The following is a 21,757-nucleotide window of genomic DNA, read 5'->3' as shown; positions in this document are numbered from 1 at the left end:
GAGAGCGCGCAAGACAGCGCGCTGACGCGAATGATGAATGTCTTCGCATTTTCCTGTACGAGCTGCAATTCCCGGGCCAGTTCGACCCCGCGTCCACGCAGCTGCCGGCTTCTGCCCCTGGCCGCTTTCCCCGGCGGATCAGGAGGCTGGACCGCTTGTTTAAAGACCGTGTGACGGGCCTTCAGGATCCATGCAGCAAAATAGGACAGCATGACTGTCCTAATTCCCTTATCCTATGGCAGAAAGGCGTTTTCACCGCAAGGGGCGAGGCCCAAAAAATGGTTCGATTTGGCGATCCGCCTCTTGCAAAATCAAATTCGCCACATTCATGTCTGCCGCACAACATATCCGAACAAACGCAAAAGGTGGATTTCTTGATTTTCGCTTCCGACAACTGGGCCGGCGCGCATCCCGCCATCGCCGCCAGCCTCTCCGCAGCAGCCGACGCCTATCACGCGCCCTATGGAACGAGTGAGATCGACGACCGGGCCGCCGCCGCCCTCTCGGCGCTTTTCGAGCGCGAGGTGGCGGTGTTTTTCGTCGCGACGGGCACCGCCGCCAATTCTCTGGCGCTCGCGTCCCTCGCCCGTCCCGCCGGCGTGATGTTCTGCCACAGCGAAGCCCATGTCATTCACCATGAAGGCGGGGCCGTGGAGCTGCAAACCGGTGGCGGCAAGCTGGTTCCGGTTCCGAGCGCTCCCGGCGCGCATGGCAAGATCGACCCGGATTCGCTGCGCCGCGCCATGGCGCTGTTTCCGGACGACGACGTTCATGTGGGTGAAAAGACCGCGCTTTCCCTCACCCAGACCACCGAAGCCGGCACGGTCTACAGCCTCGATGAAATCAAGGCCTTGAGCGCGATCGCCCGGGAAGCCGGACTCAAGACCCATATGGATGGCGCGCGCTTTTCCAATGCGGTTGCCGCGCTCGGCTGCACGCCGGCGGAGATGACCTGGAAGGCGGGCGTCGACATCCTGTCGCTGGGCGGCACCAAGAATGGCTGCTGGTGCGCCGAAGCGGTGATCTTCTTCAATCCCGACGACGCCCGCGCCATGCCGCGGCTGCGCAAGCGCGGCGCCAATCTCTTCTCGAAATCGGCCTTCGTCGCGGCCCAGTTCGAGGCCTGGCTGAAGAATGACCTGTGGATAGACCTTGCCCGCCATGCCAACGCGATGACGCAAAGGCTGTCCGACGCCGCCCAAATGTCCGCACAAACGCGAATCGCTTGGCCGACTCAGGGCAACCAGATCTTCCTGATCATGACCGACGAGAAGGCCGAGGCGTTGCGCCGGGCCGGCGCCCGCTTCTACGATTGGGAAACCCCACGTGGCATGGAGGCGGCGCTCGCCCCAGACGAGAAGATCCGCCGCTTCATCGCCAGTTTCGCCACGCGCGAAGAGGATGTGGCGGCCATCGCCGCCCTGCTCTGAGACCAATGAAAAGCCCCGCCGCGACAGTCGCGACGGGGCTGGACCACTGCGCCCTCGGGGCGCCTCGATTTTAGGCAGCGAGATTTAGCCGTTGATGACCTGGGCCTCGATGGCCTTGGGCGCTTCGGCGCCCGCCGGAGCTGCGATCTCGATCCGGCGCGGCTTCATCGCCTCCGGGATCTCGCGGACGAGGTCGATATGCAGCAGGCCGTTCTTCAGATGCGCGGCGCGAACTTCGACATGATCGGCGAGCTGGAAGCGGCGCTCGAAAGCGCGCTTGGCGATGCCGCGATAAAGGAGTTCGGAGCCTTCGGTCTTGTCGTCGGACTTTTCGCCCTTCACCGACAGAAGATGCTGGTTGAGCTCGATCGACAATTCGCTCTCGTCGAAGCCGGCGACCGCCATCGAGATCCGATAGGCGTTCTCGCCCGTCTTCTCGATATTATAGGGAGGATAGGTCGGCTGCTCCGGCTGCGACAGGCTGTCGAGCATCGTGAAGACGCGGTCGAAACCGACGGTGGAGCGATAGAGCGGAGAGAAATCGAAGTGACGCATGGTGTCCTCCTTGAGAGCAACGTTTGCGATTGTGTCGTTCAGGCGTCCGGTCCGTTCCTCGGCCCCGCGCGCCCGGTTCGGGGACCCGTCATCGGCGTCCCGCAGGGCTTAGGTGGGAGAGCTTTTCTCCGCTTTCAAGACCCGGCATACGCGAGCCGAAAACATGAATGACGGATGAACGGGGAGTTCGGCGCGCGTTCACCCGGGGCGGCGTAAGAACATGGCCATGGGAGCATCCCTCCCGTGACCGGAGCGATGACGTCCCTTCCGCTCCGGTCGACTTCCAGCCGGAGCCGCCCCTGTCCCCATCCAGCGGTCTCCGGCCTTTTTTTGTTTGCCGCCGCAGCCGTGCGAATCGTGCTAGCGTCGCACCACAATCGCATTTCCGGACGCCATGCCCCCAGTTCTCCGCGCCACGCCTGACAATCTTCCGCCCGACAATCACGTCGCCGGCTTCTTCGACAGTTTCGACGGCGTGAAGCTGCGCTACGCGATCTTCCGCTCCACCCAGTCTCCCTCGGCGGGAACCGTCATCCTGCTGCACGGCCGCAACGAAACGATCGAAAAATACTACGAAACCATCCGCGATCTCACCGAAGCCGGTCTCTGGGTCGCCACCTTCGATTGGCGCGGCCAGGGCGGCTCGCCGCGGCTGCATCCGCAGGCGCGCAAGGGACATCTGCGCCGCTTCGGCGATCTCGAACGCGATCTCGACGCCTTCATCGAGAAAGTCGTGCTTCCCGACGCCAAGATGCCCTTCTTCATTGTCGCGCATTCGATGGGCGCGCTCGTGGCGCTCAGGGCCGCGCCCTGGCTCTCCAATCGCATCGATCGCATGGCGCTCTGCGCGCCGTTCGTGGGCGCCGCGGGCATCGGCATCCCCAATGGCCTGTTGAAAGTCCTCGCAAACGCCGCCCACTACACCGGTTTGGGCGCGGTGCAGTTTTCCAAGGACGTGCTGGAACGGCCGTTCGACGGCAATGTGCTGACGTCGGATCCGGTCCGCTATCGCCGCAACCGCGCCATCCATGACGAGCATCCCGACCTGTTCATCGGCCCGCCCACCGCGAGCTGGATCGCCTCTATGATCCGCGCGATCGAAACGGTCACCCGCATGGAGCATCTTCACCGCATCGAGATCCCGACGCTGGTGATCGCGCCCAGCGCCGACAAGATCGTGCCCTACCCATATTTCGAGGCGCTGTCGCAATGCTTCCGCGCCGGCAAGCTGGTGACGATCCCCGGCGCCGCCCATGAACTGCTGCAGGAGCGCGACATCTTCCGCGACCAGACGCTCGCCGCCATCAAGGCCTTCATTCCCGGCTCGGACGCCGATCCGCTGATCTATTCGGGGGACTGAGAAACGAATAAGGGGGTGCATTTCTGCTCCCCCAGTAGTTCCCTTTCGGGAAGCGGACACCGTTTCCGGGCCGTATGTGAGCTTAATATAGTAAGTTGTCGTGTCCTTTTCAAGAACAAGTCAGGTGCTGGGTCTTGGTAGCCAATCGAGAACCATCTTCAGCACCTCGTTGAATTCCTCCTCCGGCAAGCGAGGAATTCCGCTCTTATCTGGCACCAACCGGCTGATGGCTACAGTTGTGGGCTTGTCACAAATTGCCCAACCAATCCTCCCATCAATTGTCGTCTTGAAGAGGGTTGCTTTCCTCGGATCTTGATCTTGCAAAGAGGAGCAAGGGACAACAACAACGGTGCCGAAGAGCGTATTCCGAAAGGATAGAATTATGACCGGCCTTCGCTTCCAAAATTCCGGAAGTTGGGCGTCTTTAGGGAAATCACACCAATACAACTGTCGGACTTTCGGGGCCGACTTTAGCCGCGGCTGAACTCTCGGAGGCTTTTCGTGCTCCTCAACCATTAAAAACCCCTGGCAAAGCGTCGCCAGAGATTAATGCCTAAGCACGAAGTTACAACCCGTGGATGCGCGTACTACGAAGATATGATTTCGCTCACGCGTTCAGTATTTCCAGCGCCTCGCGATGCAGCGCCTCCGTGGCCGCAGCCACGATATAGCCGCCCATTTCCGGCCGCCCGCCCTGCCAGTCGGTCATCACGCCGCCAGCCTGCTCGATCACCGGAATAATGCCGCCGACGTCATAAGGCTTCAGCGCGCATTCGACGACGAGATCGACATGGCCCGCGGCGAGCAGCGCATAGGCGTAGCAATCGACGCCATAACGGAACAGCCGCGCCTTTTTCTCGATCGCGCGATAGACCGTCTCGTCGCGGCCTTCGAACAGATGCGGCGAGGTGGTGAACAGCTTGGCGTCTTCGATGCGGGTGCAGCCGCTGGTGCGGATCACCCGCTCGCCGTCGGGACCGCGATAGAAGGATTTCTCGCCGTCGGCGAAATAGCGTTCGCCGGTGAAGGGCTGGTCGATCAGCCCCATCACGGCGCGACCCTTGTGATAGAGGCCGACCAGCGTGCCCCAGACGGGAACGCCGGAGATGAAGGCGCGCGTGCCGTCGATCGGGTCGATCACCCAGACATAATCGCGATCGAGGCCGACCGAACCGTGCTCCTCGCCGAGAATGCCGTGATCGGGAAATTCCGCCTCGATGAGCCCGCGAATGGCGGCTTCGGCCGCCTGGTCGCCTTCGGTGACAGGATCGTAATGCTGCCCGCCCTTGTCGACCACCGATAGGCCGGACCGGAATCGCGGCAGAGTTTCAGCCCGCGCGGCGTCGGCGAGGCGGTCGAAAAAGGCGCGGTCGGGCGTCATCACTCACTCCTGTCGGGGAATTATCAACGGATCATCGGGCTTGTGCGCGACAAAGGCATGAAAAATCAAGCCGCTCGATTCCTGAGGCAATAAAATTTCCGCAGATGCAAATTATGTCATTTTTCGTTCATCATTTCTGTTGACTTTTTTGCGCTGCAGCAGTTATCTTTTTCTTACAGTCCTTACCGGCTGTAAATGCCCTCCTTGGGTGTTTCCTCCCTAGACTTGACCGCGCTCACAGCGCGGTTTTTTTTGAGCCCTGGACGTGATGGAGCAATGTCACTCCGCAGCGTAAGCCGTGGAAACCTGGGGAACGCTGACTTCCGTCGCGAGATTTTCGAGAAACTGCCGCATCGCTCCGGCCACCTTTGCGAAGTCTGGACGCTTCTCCAAAGTCGTCTCGTCGATATACAGCGAGCGGTTGATTTCGATCTGCAGCGCATGCAGGCCGCGCGCCGGCCGGCCGTAATGTTCGGTGATGAAGCCGCCGGCATAGGGTTTGTTCCGCACTGCGGCAAAACCGAGATCCTCGAGCAGCTTCAGCGCCAGCCGAGACAGCTCGGACGAGGCGGAGGTGCCGTAGCGGTCGCCGATGATCACGTCGGGCCGCATGCCGCTGCCGGTGATGCGGATATTGCCCGGCATAGAATGGCAGTCGATCAGGATGGCGCGGCCGAAACGCGCATGCGTGCGGGCTATCAGCCGGCGCAACGCCGTATGATAGGGCTTGTAGATATGCTCCACGCGATCGAGCGCCGTGTTCACCGGCAGTTTCCGTCCATAGATCTCCATGTTTTCCGCGACGATTTTCGGCACCGTGCCCAGCCCGCCGGCCACGCGCACCGACGCCGTGTTGGCGTAAGGCGGCAGCGGCCCGTCGAACATGCGCGGGTCGAGCTCGTAGGGCTCACGGTTCACGTCGACATAGGCTCGCGGAAAATGCGCTTTCAGCATCGGCGCGCCGAGCGACACCCCGCCCGAAAACAATTCGTCGACGAAGTGATCCTCCGAGCGGCGCAGGCTCAGAGTGTCGAGGCGTGAACCTTCCACGAATGCGCGCGGATAGATGCGGCCGCTATGGGGAGAATTGAGGACGAGCGGAATCTGATGGTCGTCAGGCTCCCGGATCTCGAATAATTCCCCCTCCCGAAAATCCCATACCATGCGAAAAATCGGCCCTCGACCCAAATCATCATTCTGTCATGTTGCCAGCGCCGACGGGACAAGTCCAGCCGCAGCGCCAAGTCCTCGTCGAACCGGCGGCAAAATCGCGTCATCCACAGGCGCGGCGCGCCGATTTGACAAAGACCCGTGAAAGGCGAAACATTCACGGGATTTTTACTCCGGCGCCCCTAGAGTCCGGGTAGAAAAAGCGTTCGAGTTTGAGTGACAACGGGTACACAAAAATATGAGCCAGAAAATCCTTCTCGCCGAAGACGACAACGACATGCGCCGTTTTCTGGTGAAGGCGCTGGAGAAAGCCGGTTACAAGGTGATCTCCTACGACAACGGCGCCAGCGCCTATGACCGTCTTCGGGAAGAACCCTTCTCGCTGCTTCTGACCGACATCGTGATGCCGGAGATGGACGGCATCGAATTGGCGCGCCGCGCCACCGAACTCGACCCCGATCTCAAGGTCATGTTCATCACCGGCTTCGCCGCCGTGGCGCTCAATCCGGACTCCAACGCCCCCAAGGACGCCAAGGTCCTGTCCAAGCCCTTCCACCTTCGCGACCTCGTCGACGAGGTCAACAAGATGCTGACGGCCGCCTGAGGGTTTCGTCGCAAGAATTCACGGATGCGGATAAAGGCTGTCGTCGCGCGAAGACTATGCGGCCCATGCAACGAAACTGCGTGGACGCGTCGCTCGGCGGTATAGACCCTATGTTGCGATTGCAGGCCGATCGTGCTCGCAAGAGTTCGATCCCCCAATGTGCGCCGTGTACCGGCCACGACCAGTTATTCCGATCTGAGCAGGCCGCCTTTGAAATGAGGCGGCTTTTTCGGTTTGGCGATATTTGAATTCGACACGAACCCGACGCTTTGGCGCTTGCCTGCCCCTATGAGGTTGACCTAGAACGCAGCCTCAACCTCTGGGGGATGAAATGAGATTTGCCGGAAACGTGATCTGGTTTGTATTTGGCGGCGCGGTGACAGCGCTCATTTGGCTCGTTGGCGCGTTGGTCTTCGCCATATCGATTGTTGGGCTGCCCTTGACCCGCGCCGCGATTGAAATGGCCAAACTGTCGGCATGGCCATTCGGCAAAGACGTGGTTCATATCCGCGATCTCGACAACAAGACGCTTTCCACGGGAACGGCGATAACGGGCGCGATCGGCTTCCTGTTCAACGTCATTTGGGCGTGTACGTTTGGACTGGCTCTTTTCCTCGCTTATGTGCTGCACGGCATCGTCTATTGCATGACCATCATCGGGATTCCGTTCGGATTGCAGTGCTTCAAACTGGCGGCGATCTCGCTTTGGCCCGTGGGCCGGCGGGTCGTCACCTTGGAGCTGGCGAAAGCGGTGCGGGAAGACAAGGCTGCAAGAGTGCTGGCGGCCTATAGGGCTTGAACCAAGAGGAAGGCCGCCTGAGGGTTTCGTCGCAAAGAATTCACAGGATCCGAAAAAAGCTATTGACGCGCAAAGGGTACTGTGGTCTATGCGCCGACATCGGATGGGCGTGTAGCTCAGCGGGAGAGCACTACGTTGACATCGTAGGGGTCACAAGTTCGATCCTTGTCACGCCCACCATCCTTATTACTGAAAACGTTGAGAAGCCCGCCCTGTGCGGGCTTCTCCGTTTCCGGGCCCAGGTTCAAAAAAGCCAAGAGCCTGGGCTGCAGCGGCTTCAGGCATCCGCATGTTTCTCGACGTCGGATCCGCAATCTCCCAACTTTTCTTCCGCCGGACGGGTCGAGACGAATCCGACAGCCGAATCACGTCGTCGTCGTGATTCGCTTCATCAGTGATTCGATGTCGCCCTTGCTGCAGAGATCGGTTCCCGACGTCATCGCCGTCGCCGCGCCGGCGGCGATCGCCCAGCGAAACGCCTCGCCTGCATCTTTTTTTTCCGACAACGCCCAGACGAAAGCGCCCACGAAGGAATCGCCCGACCCGACCGCCGAGCGCACCTCCACCTTAGGGCTCGCGAGCCGGAGCGCGCCTTCGGGACCGGCCAGGATGGCGCCCTCCGCGCCGAGCGTCACCGCCACATAGCGGGCGCGGCCTTTGCCCACAAGTTCCAGCGCCGCGGCCTCGGCGTCGGCTCTTTCCAGCCTGGCGCCCATCAGCCCCTCCATTTCACTGAGGCTCGGCTTGACGAAGAAGACCGGCTCGCCCGAAAGGCCCGCCGCGAGCGCCGGGCCGGACGTGTCGAGCACGAACCGGCTGCCGTTCCCACCGGCGATCGCGGCCATGCGCGCATAAGTGTCCACGGGCGCTCCCGGCGGCAGGCTGCCGCTCGCCACGATGAACGCGTCTCTCACCGTTTCGAGCCTTTGCAATGCCGAGAGCGCTTCGTGTTCGCTGAGCGGGTCGCCCTCGGGCACGAAGCGGTATTCGAGCCCCGTCTCCTCCTCATGCACCATCGTCGCGATGCGGGTCGGGCTTTTGACATGCACAAGGTCGAGAGGGATCGGCAACCGCCCCAATGCATCTTCGAGCAGAGCGCCGGTCGCTCCGCCGGACAGGATCATCAATTCGGGCGCGCCGCCGAGCTCCAGCACGACGCGGGCGACATTGACGCCGCCGCCGCCGGGATGGAGACGCTGATTTCGCGTCCGGACCTTGTGGGTCGGCACGACGCGGATCGCGTCGCTCGACACGTCGAGTGTGGGATTGAGGGCGATGGCGAAAATGCGCATGCGGCGCTCCTGAAGAGGCGTTGATGAAAGCTGACACGATCCCTGCGCCTGCAGTCTGGCGGGGACGGGCCACAGGCTTCCTTGATTCTGGTCAAGACGAACGGGGCATTACCGCTCCCGATCAATTATTTTTGGGTGGGCCGGCGAATATATTAGAACCGTTGGCCGTCTGTGCTACGAAAGATCGGAAACTGTCGACGAGGGGGACGACGACGATCTGCCTGTTTCGGATGAGCCGCGACTGAAAAGCCTGCGCAATCCTGATCGGCCCGTCACATCTCTCCCTTCGAACTCGACTGACTGACCGCCTCGAACACTGCGCCCCCTCCAGGGCTCTTGATGGGAGAATAGATCGTGACCCGCGCGCTTCTCTGGACGTCCCTTCTCATGTCAACGCTCCTCGTCGCGCCTGCGCCGTCCATGGCGGCGGAAACGCGAGAGGTGGTCACCGTCAAGGACGCCGACTATTTCGGCTTCGACCTTCGCACCGTGCAGAACGTCTCGCTGGACGAATGCAAGCAGGTCTGCGTCGACGACGAGCAATGCAAGGCCTTCACCTTCAACACCAGAGCCAAATGGTGCTTCCTGAAGTCCGATTTCAAGAAGATGAACGCGTTTCCCGGCGCGGTGGCCGGCAAGATCGTCGTGACCGAGACCCAGGCGCAAAGCGAGCCCGATCTCGGCGCGGCGCCCAAGATGCCGTTCATCACCACCCAGCAGGAAAACGACGCCGCTCGCCAGAAGGAGCAACTGGCCGTGGCCGAGGGCCAGTCGGGCCTGAGCGTCGAGGCGCTTCTGGTGATCGCACGCCAAGATGCGGCGAACGGCGTCTATCCGCACGCCATGGCCACCTTCAAGAGCGCGCTCATCCAGCAGCCCGACAATATCGATCTCTGGCTCGAAATGGCCGGGATCGCCGGCCGCTCCAATCAGGACTGGTCGGTCAATGCCGACGGCCTGTCGGCCTCGGTCAACGCCTACCAACTGAGCCGCACCCGCACCCAACGCGCCCAGGCGCTCGCAGCCCTCGCCAAGGCCTATGAAAACAACCAGCTGTTCCGCGACGGCATCAATGCGCTGAAGGCCAGCCTCGCGCTCGTCGAGGATCCCGCCGTCAAGCTGGCGCTCGCCGATTATATCGAGCGTTACGGCTTCCGCGTCACCGGCAACACCACCGACGCCGACAGCGCCGATCCGCGCGCCTGCGTTCAGTTTTCCGAGCCTCTGGTCAAGGCGGGCGTCGACTACACGTCCTTCGTCACTCTCAATGGCGCGGCGCCCAAATCCGTCGACGCCAAGGGGTTGGAAATCTGCGTCGGCGATCTCAAGCATGGCGAGCGCTACAAGCTGGCGCTGCGCCAGGGATTGCCGTCCTCGGTCGAGGAAGCGCTGCGCCAGCAGGTCGATCTCGACATCTATGTCCGCGACCGCGCCCCGACCGTCCGCTTCACCGGCGACAGTTTCGTGCTGCCCTCTACCGCCCGCCGCGGCATTCCGATCGTCTCGATCAACACCGACAGCGCCCAGCTGAAGCTCTACCGGATCGGCGACCGCAACATCGCCTCGATCCTCTACAATTCCCAATTCCTGACCCAGGTGGACGGCTACCGCGCCTCTCAGATCGAGAGCGAACAGGGCCAGCTGGTCTGGAGCGGCGACATCGTCATCGCTCCCGAGCTCAACAAGGAAGTCGTCACCTCCTTCCCGGTCGACGAGGCGATCCCCGAACGCAAGCCCGGCGTCTATGTGCTGACCGCGACCGCCAGCCAGGCGCAGACCAACGACTGGGACAGCAAGGCCACCCAATGGTTCGTGGTCTCCGACACCGGCCTGACCACCTATGCCGGAACCGACGGGCTGCATGTCTTCGCCCGCTCGCTGGCCTCCGCCAAGCCGCTGGCCGGCGTGACCCTCAATCTGCTCGCCCGCAACAATGAAGTGCTGGGCAGCGCCACCACCGACGCGCAGGGCCAAGCCGTGTTCTCCGCCGGCCTGATGCGCGGCTCCGCCGCCATGGCCCCGGCCATTCTGACCGCCCAGAACGGCGCCGGCGACTATGTCTTCCTCGACATGACCCGCGCCGGCTTCGACCTTTCCGACCGCGGCGTCACCGGCCGCACCGCGCCCGGCGCCGTCGACGTGCTGACCTGGACCGAACGCGGCATCTACCGCGCCGGCGAAACCGTGCATCTCGCCTCGCTGGCCCGCGACATCGAAGGCAAGGCGATCGAGAAACTGCCGCTGACCTTCATCGTCGCCCGCCCCGACGGCGTCGAGGACCGGCGCCTGGTGGAAACCGGCGGCGCGCTGGGCGGCTACGCCGTCGACCTGCCGATGCTGGAGACCGCGATGCGCGGCGCCTGGACGGTGCGCGTCCATACCGACCCGAACCAGCCGTCGATCCGCGAGCAGACTTTCCTGGTCGAGGATTTCACGCCCGACCGGATCGAATTCGACATGACCACCGCCGACAAGGCGATCGAGCCCGGCAAGCCCGTCACCGTCGATATCGACGGCCGCTATCTCTATGGCGCACCCGGCGCCGGCCTCGAGCTGGAAGGCGAGATTTCGCTGAAGCCGACCCGCACCAGCGAAGCCTTCCCGAAATACCAGTTCGGCCTCGCCGACGAGGAAGCGATCGACGAAAGCCGCAACACCCTGGAGGGTCTGCCTGTTCTCAACGAGCAGGGCAAGGCGGCGATCCCCGTGGATCTGCCGGCGCTGCCCTCGACCACCCAGTTCCTCGACGCCAAGATCAGCATTCGCATGCGCGAAGCCGGCGGCCGCGCCGTGGAGCGCAATCTGACGCTGCCGGTTCGGACCGGCGACGAGATGATCGGCGTCAAGCCGGAATTCGACGGCGAAGTGCCGGAAAATTCGCTGGCCAAGTTCCATGTCGTCTCGCTCGACCGCGACGGCCAGAAACAGGCGGCCACCGGCCTGATCTGGAAACTCGTGCAGATCGAGCGGAATTACCAATGGTATCGCGACGGCTCCGGCTGGCGCTATGAGCCTGTCACCAACACCAAGCAGGTCGCCAACGGCAAGCTCGACCTGACCGCCGAGGGCGGCGAGATCGGCGTGCCCGTGGCCTGGGGCCGCTATCGCCTCGAAATCGAAAGCGCCGCCGCCGAAGGACCCGCGAGCTCCGTCGAATTCGACGCCGGCTGGTTCGTGGCGGCGACATCGACCGAGACGCCCGACGGCCTCGAAATCGCGCTCGACAAGGAGAGCTACAAGGTCGGCGACACCGCCAAGCTGCGCGTCTCCTCGCGTTTCGCCGGCGAAGCGCTGGTCAATGTCGGCACCGAAAGCCTCGTGACCTCCATGACCGCCACGATCGGCAAGGACGGCGGCGAGATCGACATTCCCGTCACCGCCGAGATGGGCGCCGGCGCCTATGTGACCGCCACCCTCTTCCGCCCCGGCGACAGCAGCGAAAGCCGCATGCCCATGCGGGCCATCGGCGTCAAATGGCTGGCGGTGGACCCCGGCGATCGCAAGCTCGCCATGACCCTCGACGCGCCCGAAAAGACGCTGCCGCGCCAGCCGCTCGACATTTCCGTCGCCGTTCAGGGCGCCGGTATCGGCGAGGAGGCCTATGTCACGGTCGCCGCCGTCGATGTCGGCATTCTCAATCTCACCGGCTATGAGCCGCCCAACCCCGAAGACTGGTATTTCGGCCAGCGCCGCCTCGGCGTCGAAATTCGCGACCTCTATGGCCGGCTGATCGACGGCTCGCTCGGCGCGACCGGACGCCTGCGCACCGGCGGCGACGGCGCGGAAACCGCGCTGCAGGGCAAGCCGCCGACCGAAAAGCTGGTCGCCTTCTTCGCCGGCCCCGTGACGCTGGACGCCGACGGCAAAGCGAAGGTCAGCTTCGACATTCCGCAGTTCAACGGCACGGCCCGCGTGATGGCCGTGGCCTGGACCAAGACCGGCCTGGGTCACGCCAGCCGCGACGTGATCATTCGCGACCCCGTCGTGGTGACCGCCGCCATGCCGAAATTCCTCGCCCCCGGCGATCAGGCGGAACTCCGCCTCGACATCGCCAACACCGATGCGCCGGCTGGCGACTATACGCTCGACGTCGATGGCGGCGCGCTGGTCTCCGTCCTGTCCAAGGCGGATCAGGCGCCGATTTCGCTCGCATCAGGCGGCAAAGCTGATGTCACGCTGCCGATCACCGGCGGCGAGCCGGGAACCGGCCAGATCGACATCGCGCTCAATGGCCCCAATGGCGAACGCTTCACCCAGGCGCTCGATATCACCGTGCGGCCCTCGACACCGCCGATGACCGAAAGGCGCATGGTGCGGATCGAGCCGGGCCGGCAATTGCTGGTCGACGACCAGCTGCTCGCCAATTCGATCATGCAAGGCGCCTCCGTCTCGGTGAACCTGACCCGCAACCCGACATTCGACATCGCCTCGCTGCTGATGACGCTCGACCGCTACCCCTATGGCTGCGCCGAGCAGACCACCAGCCGGGCTCTGCCGCTGCTCTATCTCAGCGAGCTCTCCTCCGCCTCCGGCATCACCGACGACGGCGAGGTCAAGAAGCGGGTGCAGGACGCCATCCAGCGCGTTCTGTCCTACCAGTCGTCCTCCGGCAGCTTCGGCCTGTGGTCGCCCGGCTCCGGCGATTTCTGGCTCGATTCCTATGTGACCGACTTCCTGACCCGGGCCCGCGAACAGAAATTCGACGTGCCGGAACAGGCGCTGGCCACAGCCCTGGACAATCTCGAAAACCAGCTGGCCTACGACACCAATGTCGCCGACCGCGGCAATGAGATGGCCTATGCGCTCTATGTGCTGGCCCGCAACCGCAAGGCCGCGATCAGCGATCTGCGCTATTACGCCGACACGATGCTGGATCAGTTCCCGACCCAGCTCGCCAAGGCCCATATCGCCGCCGCACTCGCACTCTATGGCGATCATCAGCGCTCCGAGCGGATCTTCGCCGAAGTCGCCAATCTCTCGGCGGGTCTCACCACCGTCAACTGGGCCCGCTCCGACTATGGCTCCAACCTCCGCGACAGCGCCGCTATCCTGGCGCTGGCCGCCGAAAGCCGCCCGCAAAGCGCCATCACGCCCGCCATGACCGACCTTGTCGGCCGCGAATGGGGCCAAACCCGCTACACCTCGACCCAGGAGGAATCCTGGATGGTGCTAGCGGCCCGGGCTCTGAAGGAGCAGGACCAGTCGATCCGCGTCAGCGTCAACGGCGCGCTCAAGACCGGCGGCTGGCGCGACCGGCTGACCGGCGACGCGCTGACCGCCGAGCCGATCACGCTGCGCAACGAGGCCAACGAGCCGGTAACCGCGATGATCACCACCGTCGCCTCGCCGAAGGAGCCGATGCCGGCCGGCGGCGACGGCTTCGAGATCTCCCGCGCCTATTACACACTGGAGGGCGAGGAGGCCAATCCGAGCGAGGTCAAGCAGAACGAGCGCTATGTCGTGGTGCTCACGGTGAAGCAGGCCAATGACTGGACGAGCCGCATCATGGTCTCCGACATGCTGCCGGCCGGTTTCGAGATCGACAATCCCGGTCTCGTCAATTCCGCCTCGCTGTCCAATTTCGACTGGCTGCCCGAGACCCAGGCCGCCCATCTCGAATTCCGCTACGACCGCTTCCTGGCCGCTCTCGATCATGCCCCGGGCGACAGCAACGACTTCACGCTCGCCTATGTCGTCCGCGCCACCAATCCGGGCGTCTATGATCACCCGGCGGCGACGGTGGAGGATATGTATCGTCCGCAATTGTCCGCCCGCACCGCCGCGGGCCGGATGCAGGTCGTAAAGGACTGAGCCTTGGCCCGGACGGCAAAACTCTTCGGCGTGCTCGTCGCCCTCCAGGCTGCCCTGTCAGCCGGGATGGTCTACGGGCTCGCCGAGGCCGACCGGGCTTATCCCCCGCCGCTCGAGGCGGCGATGGAGCGCTCCCGCCAGGTTCTCGACCGCGACGGCCAGCTCTTGCGCGCCTTCACCACCAGCGGCGGCAAATGGCGGCTGCCGGTGACATCAGGCGATGTCGATCCGCATTATCTTCGGATGCTGGTGGCCTATGAGGACCAGCGGTTCGAAAAACATCGCGGCGTCGACCTCTGGGCGCTCGGCCGCGCCGCCGGCCAGCTCGCCGCCCATGGCCGCATCGTCTCGGGCGGCTCGACGCTCTCGATGCAGGTCGCCCGGCTGATCGAGCCGCGCAAGGACCGCTCGATCGCCGCCAAGCTGATCCAGATCGCCCGCGCCGCCCAGATCGAGCGGCGGCTGAGCAAGGCCGAGATCCTCGATCTCTATCTCAACCTCGCCCCCTTCGGCGGCAATCTCGAAGGCGTGCGCGCCGCAAGCCTCGCTTATTTCGGCAAGGAGCCCAAGCGGCTGACGGTGGCGCAGGCGGCCCTCCTCGTCGCGCTGCCGCAGTTGCCGGAGCGCAGGCGTCCCGATCGCTTTCCCGCCAATGCCGAGGCCGCCCGCGAACGGGTGCTGACCCGGCTCGCCGTGGCGACCGTGATCGGCGAAGGCGAGGCCGGACGCGCCCGCCTTGCGCCCATTCCCAAGAAGCGCCGGCAACTGCCGGCTTACGCCGCCCATCTCGCCGAAGCCGCCATCCGCAAGGACCCCCGCGCGCTCAGCCACCAGACGACGCTGAAGCGCGACGCCCAGGCGGCGCTGGAGATCGTGGCCCGCGACGCCGCCGAGCGGCTGGGGCCGAAGATCTCGGTGGCGCTGCTGCTGGCCGAAAGCCGCACCGGCGCCATCCTCGCAGAAGTCGGCTCAGCCGACTATTTCGAAGGCGCCCGCTCCGGCTGGATCGACATGACCCGGACGCTGCGCTCGCCGGGCTCGACGCTGAAGCCCTTCATCTATGGCCTCGCTTTCGAGCAGGGCATGATCGCCCAGCAGACGATCATCGAGGACCGGCCCGCCGATTTCTTCGGCTACCGGCCGAAGAATTTCGACATGAGCTATCAGGGCGACGTGACCATCCGCCAGGCGCTGCAGATGAGCCTCAACGTGCCCGCCGTGAAGCTTCTCGAAGCGGTCGGCCCGACGCGTTTGACCAGCCGTTTCCGCCGCGCCGGCGTCAATCCCAGGCTGCCGCAGGGCGAAGCGCCGGGACTGGCGATCGCGCTTGGCGGCGCGGGCGTCAGCCTGCGCGATCTCGTCCAGCTCTACGCCGCGCTCGCCAATCGCGGTTTTCCGGTCAAGCTCGGCGACGGCGTCCGCGAGGAGCCGGGCGTGATCGAGGCCGAACCGATCATGGACCCGATCGCCGCCTGGCAGGTGTCCGACGTCCTCTCGGGCATGCGGCCGCCGCTCGGCGCCATTCCCCGCGGCCTGGCCTATAAGACCGGCACCTCCTATGGCTATCGCGACGCCTGGACCATCGGCTATGACGGCAAATATGTGCTCGGCGTCTGGGTGGGCCGCGCCGACAATGCCGCCATTCCCGGCATTTCCGGCTTCCAGACTGCGGCCCCCATTCTGTTCGAGGCCTTCGCCAAGGCCAAACTCGCCCAGACGGCGCTGCCGCCGGCCCCAGCCGGCGCCTTCCGACTGAGCGAGGCGGAATTGCCCGCGAGCCTCAAGCGCTTTGCCCTGACCGGCAACGGCCTTGTCTCCTTCTCGGCCCGCGAGCCGGCGCCGAAAATCGTCTATCCGCCTGAAGGCGCGGAAGTCGACCTCGCGCTCGGCGGCGACGACGCCATGCCGCTGCAACTCAAGCTGCAAGGCGGCCGCCCGCCCTTCCGCTGGCTCGCCAATGGACGGCCAATGGACGGCTCCAGCCGCAAGCGCAATTACCAATGGCGCCCCGATGGCGCCGGCTATTCGACGCTGACGGTGATCGACGCGGTGGGGCGCGCCTCGACAGTGCGCGTCTTCGTGCGCTGACGCGCCAAAACGCTCCGCCGCGTCATACCGCCCGGAGTTGTCCGTCATTCTCTCGCTTCGCCCATGCGGGCTCGGCCGGGGCGCGAAGAACGCCTCGTTAAGTTAAATTTATAGTGACGCTCATCGCGACCCGCATTCGGCGGTTTGTGCCTCGAACTTGACGCTCGTCGCCGCAAGTCGAGCCTGCGGGTAATCCGCCTCTAAAGCGGGCCTTACTGTAACGTCCCTTTCGAGACGCCACCCTGGGGGGACGCTTTCACGCCCAAGGTCCCCAGTCTTCGGGGGTCGTCGCTTCTCGAAGCCCCGGAGAAAAGGATGCACGTCGTCCCCCTTCCCCCAGCGCCGGCCCCATCTCGCCGCGACGCCTCGCGGTGTAGCCGATGATGGGACGAGATGAGGATAAGGGGCGTGGGAAGGTGGGGGATGAAAATATTTTGGGAGGAGGATTTTTTGAGGAAGGCCCTCCCCCACCCCTCCCACAAGGGGAGGGGCTTAACTCGGGGCTGCCGCCGGCGCGCCACAGGTCAGCGCTGCGGACGAGAGGTCGCTTGGGTTTTGGAGGGTGAGGCAGCTTAAGCCCCTCCCCCTTGTGGGGAGGGGTTGGGGAGGGGTTTTCCTCCACTCTGCCGTCGTCCTCGGCCCTGGGCCGAGGATCTGAGCCAGCGAGCAAAATCAAAGCGTTGCAGGTGCTGGGGACAGGCCCGAGCATGACGGTGGTGAGGGTTCTGTTTGCGATTGACGGCGTGCTTCGCCCCTCACCCGGCTGCCGCCACTTTCTCCCCGCGCATGCGGGGAGAAAGGCGATGGTGAGCCGGCACTGCCACATCCCTTCTTCTCCCCGCATGCGCGGGGAGAAGGTCCCGGCAGGGGGATGAGGGTCGGTGCACGACATCCCTTCGAAAAAGAGGATAGGCCCTACCCTCTCACGCCGCTTCCTGATCCTGTTCCTTCTGCGCCGACACGATCAACCTCAGCACGAAATCGATCTTGGTGATGACCTTGCCGGTCAGCACGAACGGGTAGAAATCCGGCTGGCCCAGGCTGCGGTTGAGCGCGTTGATGGCCACGGTCAGCGGGATCCAGGAGGCCGTGACGGGGCGGATCGAGGTGGCCTTGTAGGGGTCGAAATGCGCACCGGGCTTGGGGCCCGCGCCGGGCAGGAACTCGATTTCGGGCGAGATGCCATAGACCATCGCTGTTTCCAGCCCATCAACCATATGGAAGCAATGCGCCCAGGTCTCGGCGAAGTCTTCCCAGGGATGGGCGGAGGCATAGGCCGAGATGTAATTTTCCTGCCAGTCGGCGGGCGCGCCTTCGGCGTAATGGCGCTGCAACGCCTCGCCGTAATCTTCGGTGGGATCGCCGAACAGCGCCTTGAAGCGATTGAGGCGATCACCGTCCTTGACCAGCAGATCCCAGTAGAAATGACCGACCTCATGGCGGAAATGGCCGATCAGCGTGCGATAGGGCTCGCCCATCGACGTCCGGCGCTTTTCGCGTTCGGCATCGTCGGCTTCGGCGATGTTGATGGAAATGAGACCGTTGGCGTGGCCGGTCATCACCGGCTCGACCGTCCCGTCCGGGGCGACGACATCGGCGAGAAACTCGAAAGCGAGGCCATGCTCCGGATCGTCCGCGCGCGACGGGATCGGCAATTCGAACCGGGTGAGCGAATAGAACAGATGTCGCTTGGCCTGCTCGATCTTTTGCCAGCGCTCGAGATTATCCGCGACGGAAAGATCGGGGATAGTGAGATTATAGCGGCAGGCGAGGCAAAAATTGTCGCCGCTCTCTGCGTCGACGAGCCAGTTGCAGGCGGCGTTCTCCGCATTGTCGCAGGTGATGAACAAGCGGCCCGGCGCGGCGATGGCGCGCAAGGCGTCGCCTTCAGGTTCGAGCGCCGACATCTCGGCGAGATCGGCGATATAGCCGACCTTCAAGCCGCATTTCAGGCAGACGCTGTTGTTGAAATGCAGCGTGTTGCCGCAATTCTGGCATTTGAAGATTTTCATGGGCGGACCTCAAACGGTGCTGACTCGATCGCGCATCTTGATGGTGTTGCGCATGAAGGCATAGAGGATGAGAAGGGAGGGAACCGCGATGAAGCCGCCGACGGGGCCCCACAGCCAGATCCAGAAGGCCAGCGCCAGGAACACCAGGAACGGGTTCATGGTCATGGTGACGCCGAGCACCTGGGTGGTGACGAATTGCGATTCAATGAAATGCAGGCCGAGATAGATGGCCGGCGGCGTGAGAATGTCGACGCCGCCATGCCGGGTGGCGAGGCTGATGCAGACCAGCAGGATGGCCATCATCGCCGGGCCGACATAGACGACATAATTGAGCACGGCGGCGAGCACGCCCCAAAGCAACGGCGACGGCATGCCAACCAGCCAGAGACAGAAGGCGACGGCGCAACCGAGACCGATATTGACCAGCGTGATCGTCATCAGATAGCGCGAGATCAAGAGTTCCGTATCGCGAAAGAAATGCGCGATGCGCCAGCGGACTCGACGCGAGATGCAGAGCTTCAACACGGCGACGCGGAACTGGTCGCGGGTGGCGACGAAGAAATAGATGCTGGCGAAAAACAACAGCAGCTCGGCGATGATGGTGGGGCCGAGCGTGACCACGCTTTCGACTGCGCCGCCGCCCTGATCGACCTTGACCATGACGCCGCCTGTTTCGCCCATCGCCGAACCCAACTGCTTCTGCATGGCCTGGAAGGACGAGATCATGTCTTTCCAGTCGGCGATATGCAGCTTGAGGCTTTCCCAGATCAGCGGCGCCTTGTCGACCCAGGCCGACAGCGGCATGGCGAGCGCGCCGACGAGAATGACGACCAGCGCGATGAACAGGATGACGATGGCGAGACCCGAGACCCAGGCCGGCATTCCGCGTCGCTCGATCGCCTTGGCGACCGGGGAGAACATCAGGCCGATCACCACGCCGAGCAGGATCGGCGCGAGGATGACCTCGGCGTAATCCAGCGCCGCGACGCCGACGATCAGCGCAATGAGGATTTGCGCGATCCGCGCGCCGATGACCGACGCCTGGTCTATGCCCGACTGCGGAGCAAGCCGGATAGTCTTGAGTTGAAAGCCGCGTGCGCGCATGAGTGAGCCGATCCCCGATACCGCCCCGTCAACGGGGCTGACGGCGTTTGGTTCCGGAAAGACGCGGCGAATTCCGGGTGTCCTCCGGACCGTTCACGAAGCTGTGAGACGAATGTGACCGATCTTTTCCGGCGGTTGCGCGTAAACCTGTCGGCCAACCAGGGAGAAAAGCCATGACGATCCTGACCCTATCGCGTCGCAGTCTGTTCGCCACCGCCGCAACCGGGGCGATCGCCGCTCCGGCGATCCTGACGACGTCGCTTCTCGACCCGGCCACCGCGGCCGCCCAGGAAACGCCGGCGAAGCAACCGCATTTCCATTCGTTCAAATTCGGCGCCATGGACGTCACCGTCATCAGCGACGGAACGCGCGCCGCCGACAAGCCGAACGAGACCTTCGGCACCAACCAGAAGCCGGAAGACGTGGCGGCGCTGCTGACCGCCAATTTCCTGCCGACCGACACATTCGTCAACGGCTTCTCGCCGGTGCTGGTGAAGAACGGTTCGGACCTCATCCTGTTCGACACCGGCATGGGCGAAGGCGGGCGCGAATGGGGTGCCGGCCAGCTGCGCGCCGGCATCCAGGCGGCGGGCTACAAGCCCGAGGACGTGACGCTGGTGGTAATCACCCATATGCATGGCGACCATATCAGCGGGCTGATGGAAGGCGACAAGCCGGCTTTCGCAAATGCCCGCTATGTGTTCGGCGAGGCGGAATACGCCTTCTGGAAGGACCCTGCCCGCATGGGCACGCCGGCGGAAGGCGGCCATAAAGGCGTGATGAAAAACATCGCGCCGCTGGCCGAAAAGGCCACCTTCGTCAAGGACAACGCCGATGTGGCGCCGGGCGTGACCGGCATGGCCGCCTTCGGCCATTCGCCGGGGCATATGATCTACCGCCTCGAAAGCGAGGGCCAGAGCCTGATCCTGACCGCCGACACCGCCAACCACTTCGTGCTGTCGCTGCAGCGGCCGGACTGGGAAGTGAAGTTCGACATGGACAAGGCCAAGGCGGCCGAGACCCGCAAGCGGGTGTTCGACATGGTCGCCACCGATCGGCTGGCCTTTATCGGCTATCACATGCCGTTCCCGGCGGTAGGATATGTCGAGAAGCAGGGCGAAGGTTATCGATACACGCCGGCGACCTATCAGTTCGCGCTCTGAGCTTTATCGATGGAGATCGGCGGGGAGAGTGATCGTCTCGCCGGTCTCGCGGCTATGTGTCGTGTTCACAGCGCCGCCCAGTACGCGGAATATTCTACGCAAGCGGCAAAAGTTGACTCGCTTGCCGGACAGGCCAATAATCCCCGGGCAAGCAGAGGCGGGTCATGAACGTTGCGGTTTTGTCCGATATGGATCTTGGTGCGAGGAGAGCGTCAGCAGTATCCTTGACGAAGCGGCTTGTCGCGCGTCTGGCTGACATCGGAGTCGACGCAAAAATCTTCGGTTCGCTCTCGTCAGGCAAATTCAACGTGCAGTCCGACATCGACCTGCTGGTGACTACATGCCCGCGCCACCTCAAATACAAGATCGAAGGACTTGTGGAGGACGGCCTGCCCGGCTTCCGCTTCGATGTTGTCTATCTCGACGAAATCCCCGCGCATCGGCGCCACCGTTTCCTGGAGACCGTGACCGATGCAGGCGATCTTCGTTGATCTGGACAACGACATCAGGGAAATTGCCGCCGAGGCGGAGATGCTGGGCCTGGCGCTGACTACCTATAAATTGACGAAGAATGACCTTGCGCCGCATATGCGCTGGCTGGCTGTCAGCGGCCTCGCTTCGGGGATAGAGAAGCTTTACTCTGGATGCGAACGCGTCATGTCGGCTATCGCCTCGAAGATTGACGGAAATGCGGTGGCGCGTGATGACGGCTGGCACACGACGCTGCTTCGACGGATGCACAATGCATATCCGGGCGTTCGCGATCGCGTGCTTACAGATGACACCTACCGCGCACTGGACGGATTGCGGGCGTTTCGGCATCGGCAGAGGAATTCCTATGGGCTCTCGCTCGATCCGGAGATCGTGGAAGAGCGCGTCAGCGAAGCTCTTGAAGCCTTTGCAATGTTCCAGGAAGAAATGCGTCGACTGACGTCCCGTCTTGATCCCGGCGCTGGAGAGGCGGATTGATGAGGCATCGGAACCAGCG

General features: G+C 63.5%; 16 protein-coding genes and 1 tRNA gene. 10 read left to right on the top strand and 7 right to left on the bottom strand.

What is annotated here, in order from left to right:
• The first annotated feature begins 374 nt into the window (after positions 1-374).
• On the top strand, positions 375-1,430 hold the full coding sequence (locus OCK01_RS09950; protein WP_263823793.1) for a threonine aldolase family protein: 1,056 nt from the start codon (positions 375-377) through the stop codon (positions 1,428-1,430).
• A gap of 84 nt (positions 1,431-1,514) precedes the next feature.
• Here OCK01_RS09950 and OCK01_RS09945 read toward each other — a convergent pair whose 3' ends face one another.
• A complete protein-coding gene (locus OCK01_RS09945) occupies positions 1,515-1,985 on the bottom strand; it encodes an Hsp20 family protein (RefSeq protein ID WP_182828374.1) in 471 nt (156 codons plus the stop codon).
• A 394-nt stretch (positions 1,986-2,379) separates the two neighbouring features.
• Here OCK01_RS09945 and OCK01_RS09940 point away from each other — a divergent pair, with 394 nt between their 5' ends.
• On the top strand, positions 2,380-3,345 hold the full coding sequence (locus tag OCK01_RS09940) for an alpha/beta fold hydrolase (protein ID WP_263823792.1): 966 nt from the start codon (positions 2,380-2,382) through the stop codon (positions 3,343-3,345).
• 120 nt (positions 3,346-3,465) lie between these two features.
• Here OCK01_RS09940 and OCK01_RS26545 read toward each other — a convergent pair whose 3' ends face one another.
• The 3 genes from OCK01_RS26545 to OCK01_RS09930 all read right to left on the bottom strand — a co-directional run bounded on the left by OCK01_RS26545 (position 3,466) and on the right by OCK01_RS09930 (position 5,890).
• Positions 3,466-3,861, bottom strand: coding sequence for a type II toxin-antitoxin system PemK/MazF family toxin (locus tag OCK01_RS26545; protein ID WP_412178991.1), 396 nt, complete (start codon positions 3,859-3,861; stop codon positions 3,466-3,468).
• A gap of 91 nt (positions 3,862-3,952) precedes the next feature.
• Positions 3,953-4,726: a histidinol-phosphatase gene (gene hisN, locus OCK01_RS09935; protein ID WP_263823791.1), complete on the bottom strand. Its 774-nt coding sequence runs from the start codon at positions 4,724-4,726 to the stop codon at positions 3,953-3,955.
• A 279-nt stretch (positions 4,727-5,005) separates the two neighbouring features.
• Complete coding sequence (locus OCK01_RS09930; RefSeq protein WP_182828371.1) at positions 5,006-5,890, bottom strand: N-formylglutamate amidohydrolase; 885 nt, start codon at positions 5,888-5,890, stop codon at positions 5,006-5,008.
• Between the two features lie 244 nt (positions 5,891-6,134).
• On the opposite strand from OCK01_RS09930, the gene cpdR1 reads away from it, so the two are divergent.
• From cpdR1 to OCK01_RS09915, 3 genes are all read left to right on the top strand, one after another.
• The gene (gene cpdR1, locus OCK01_RS09925; protein ID WP_182828370.1) at positions 6,135-6,500 is read left to right on the top strand and encodes a response regulator CpdR1; all 366 of its coding nucleotides are present in this window, start codon (positions 6,135-6,137) and stop codon (positions 6,498-6,500) included.
• Positions 6,501-6,831: 331 nt separating this feature from the next.
• Positions 6,832-7,299, top strand: a complete 468-nt coding sequence (locus tag OCK01_RS09920; protein ID WP_182828369.1) for a YccF family protein — start codon at positions 6,832-6,834, stop codon at positions 7,297-7,299.
• Between the two features lie 105 nt (positions 7,300-7,404).
• Positions 7,405-7,479 (top strand) — tRNA-Val (locus OCK01_RS09915).
• Positions 7,480-7,664: 185 nt separating this feature from the next.
• On the opposite strand, the gene OCK01_RS09910 is transcribed toward OCK01_RS09915, so the two are convergent.
• Entirely contained in the window at positions 7,665-8,591 is a 927-nt protein-coding gene (locus OCK01_RS09910) for a 1-phosphofructokinase family hexose kinase (protein ID WP_263823790.1), read from the bottom strand.
• Positions 8,592-8,942: 351 nt separating this feature from the next.
• On the opposite strand from OCK01_RS09910, the gene OCK01_RS09905 reads away from it, so the two are divergent.
• Together OCK01_RS09905 and pbpC are read left to right on the top strand one after the other, a co-directional pair.
• A complete protein-coding gene (locus tag OCK01_RS09905; RefSeq protein WP_263824020.1) occupies positions 8,943-14,402 on the top strand; it encodes an alpha-2-macroglobulin family protein in 5,460 nt (1,819 codons plus the stop codon).
• A 66-nt stretch (positions 14,403-14,468) separates the two neighbouring features.
• A complete protein-coding gene (pbpC, locus tag OCK01_RS09900) occupies positions 14,469-16,490 on the top strand; it encodes a penicillin-binding protein 1C (protein WP_263824019.1) in 2,022 nt (673 codons plus the stop codon).
• Between the two features lie 923 nt (positions 16,491-17,413).
• Here the strand turns inward: pbpC and OCK01_RS09895 are convergent.
• Together OCK01_RS09895 and OCK01_RS09890 are read right to left on the bottom strand one after the other, a co-directional pair.
• A complete protein-coding gene (locus tag OCK01_RS09895; protein ID WP_263823789.1) occupies positions 17,414-18,502 on the bottom strand; it encodes a putative zinc-binding metallopeptidase in 1,089 nt (362 codons plus the stop codon).
• 9 nt (positions 18,503-18,511) lie between these two features.
• Positions 18,512-19,606: an AI-2E family transporter gene (locus OCK01_RS09890; RefSeq protein ID WP_182828366.1), complete on the bottom strand. Its 1,095-nt coding sequence runs from the start codon at positions 19,604-19,606 to the stop codon at positions 18,512-18,514.
• A gap of 173 nt (positions 19,607-19,779) precedes the next feature.
• On the opposite strand from OCK01_RS09890, the gene OCK01_RS09885 reads away from it, so the two are divergent.
• The 3 genes from OCK01_RS09885 (at position 19,780) to OCK01_RS09875 (ending at position 21,738) form a co-directional block, all read left to right on the top strand.
• The gene (locus tag OCK01_RS09885) at positions 19,780-20,769 is read left to right on the top strand and encodes an MBL fold metallo-hydrolase (RefSeq protein WP_263823788.1); all 990 of its coding nucleotides are present in this window, start codon (positions 19,780-19,782) and stop codon (positions 20,767-20,769) included.
• A gap of 164 nt (positions 20,770-20,933) precedes the next feature.
• Complete coding sequence (locus OCK01_RS09880; RefSeq protein ID WP_246697409.1) at positions 20,934-21,260, top strand: nucleotidyltransferase domain-containing protein; 327 nt, start codon at positions 20,934-20,936, stop codon at positions 21,258-21,260.
• Positions 21,241-21,738, top strand: coding sequence for a hypothetical protein (locus OCK01_RS09875; RefSeq protein ID WP_263823787.1), 498 nt, complete (start codon positions 21,241-21,243; stop codon positions 21,736-21,738). The genes OCK01_RS09880 and OCK01_RS09875 overlap by 20 nt, the downstream gene beginning before the upstream one ends.
• Positions 21,739-21,757 lie beyond the last annotated feature (19 nt).

It is taken from the genome of Rhizobium sp. TRM95796, from assembly GCF_025779995.1.
Lineage (GTDB): Bacteria > Pseudomonadota > Alphaproteobacteria > Rhizobiales > Rhizobiaceae > Rhizobium_E.
Note: the sequence above shows the minus strand (reverse complement) of the source record. Positions and strands in the feature narration are given on the sequence as shown.

Bases quoted from the DNA above. Each gene is read 5' to 3' on its own strand.
- OCK01_RS09895 (WP_263823789.1), bottom strand. From the start codon at position 18,502: ATGAAAATCTTCAAATGCCAGAATTGCGGCAACACGCTGCATTTCAAC.
- OCK01_RS26545 (WP_412178991.1), bottom strand. From the start codon at position 3,861: ATGGTTGAGGAGCACGAAAAGCCTCCGAGAGTTCAGCCGCGGCTAAAG.
- OCK01_RS09885 (WP_263823788.1), top strand. From the start codon at position 19,780: ATGACGATCCTGACCCTATCGCGTCGCAGTCTGTTCGCCACCGCCGCA.
- hisN (WP_263823791.1), bottom strand. From the start codon at position 4,726: ATGACGCCCGACCGCGCCTTTTTCGACCGCCTCGCCGACGCCGCGCGG.
- OCK01_RS09920 (WP_182828369.1), top strand. From the start codon at position 6,832: ATGAGATTTGCCGGAAACGTGATCTGGTTTGTATTTGGCGGCGCGGTG.
- OCK01_RS09910 (WP_263823790.1), bottom strand. From the start codon at position 8,591: ATGCGCATTTTCGCCATCGCCCTCAATCCCACACTCGACGTGTCGAGC.
- OCK01_RS09890 (WP_182828366.1), bottom strand. From the start codon at position 19,606: ATGCGCGCACGCGGCTTTCAACTCAAGACTATCCGGCTTGCTCCGCAG.
- OCK01_RS09945 (WP_182828374.1), bottom strand. From the start codon at position 1,985: ATGCGTCACTTCGATTTCTCTCCGCTCTATCGCTCCACCGTCGGTTTC.
- OCK01_RS09880 (WP_246697409.1), top strand. From the start codon at position 20,934: ATGAACGTTGCGGTTTTGTCCGATATGGATCTTGGTGCGAGGAGAGCG.
- OCK01_RS09930 (WP_182828371.1), bottom strand. From the start codon at position 5,890: ATGGTATGGGATTTTCGGGAGGGGGAATTATTCGAGATCCGGGAGCCT.
- OCK01_RS09875 (WP_263823787.1), top strand. From the start codon at position 21,241: ATGCAGGCGATCTTCGTTGATCTGGACAACGACATCAGGGAAATTGCC.
- cpdR1 (WP_182828370.1), top strand. From the start codon at position 6,135: ATGAGCCAGAAAATCCTTCTCGCCGAAGACGACAACGACATGCGCCGT.
- OCK01_RS09940 (WP_263823792.1), top strand. From the start codon at position 2,380: ATGCCCCCAGTTCTCCGCGCCACGCCTGACAATCTTCCGCCCGACAAT.
- pbpC (WP_263824019.1), top strand. From the start codon at position 14,469: ATGGTCTACGGGCTCGCCGAGGCCGACCGGGCTTATCCCCCGCCGCTC.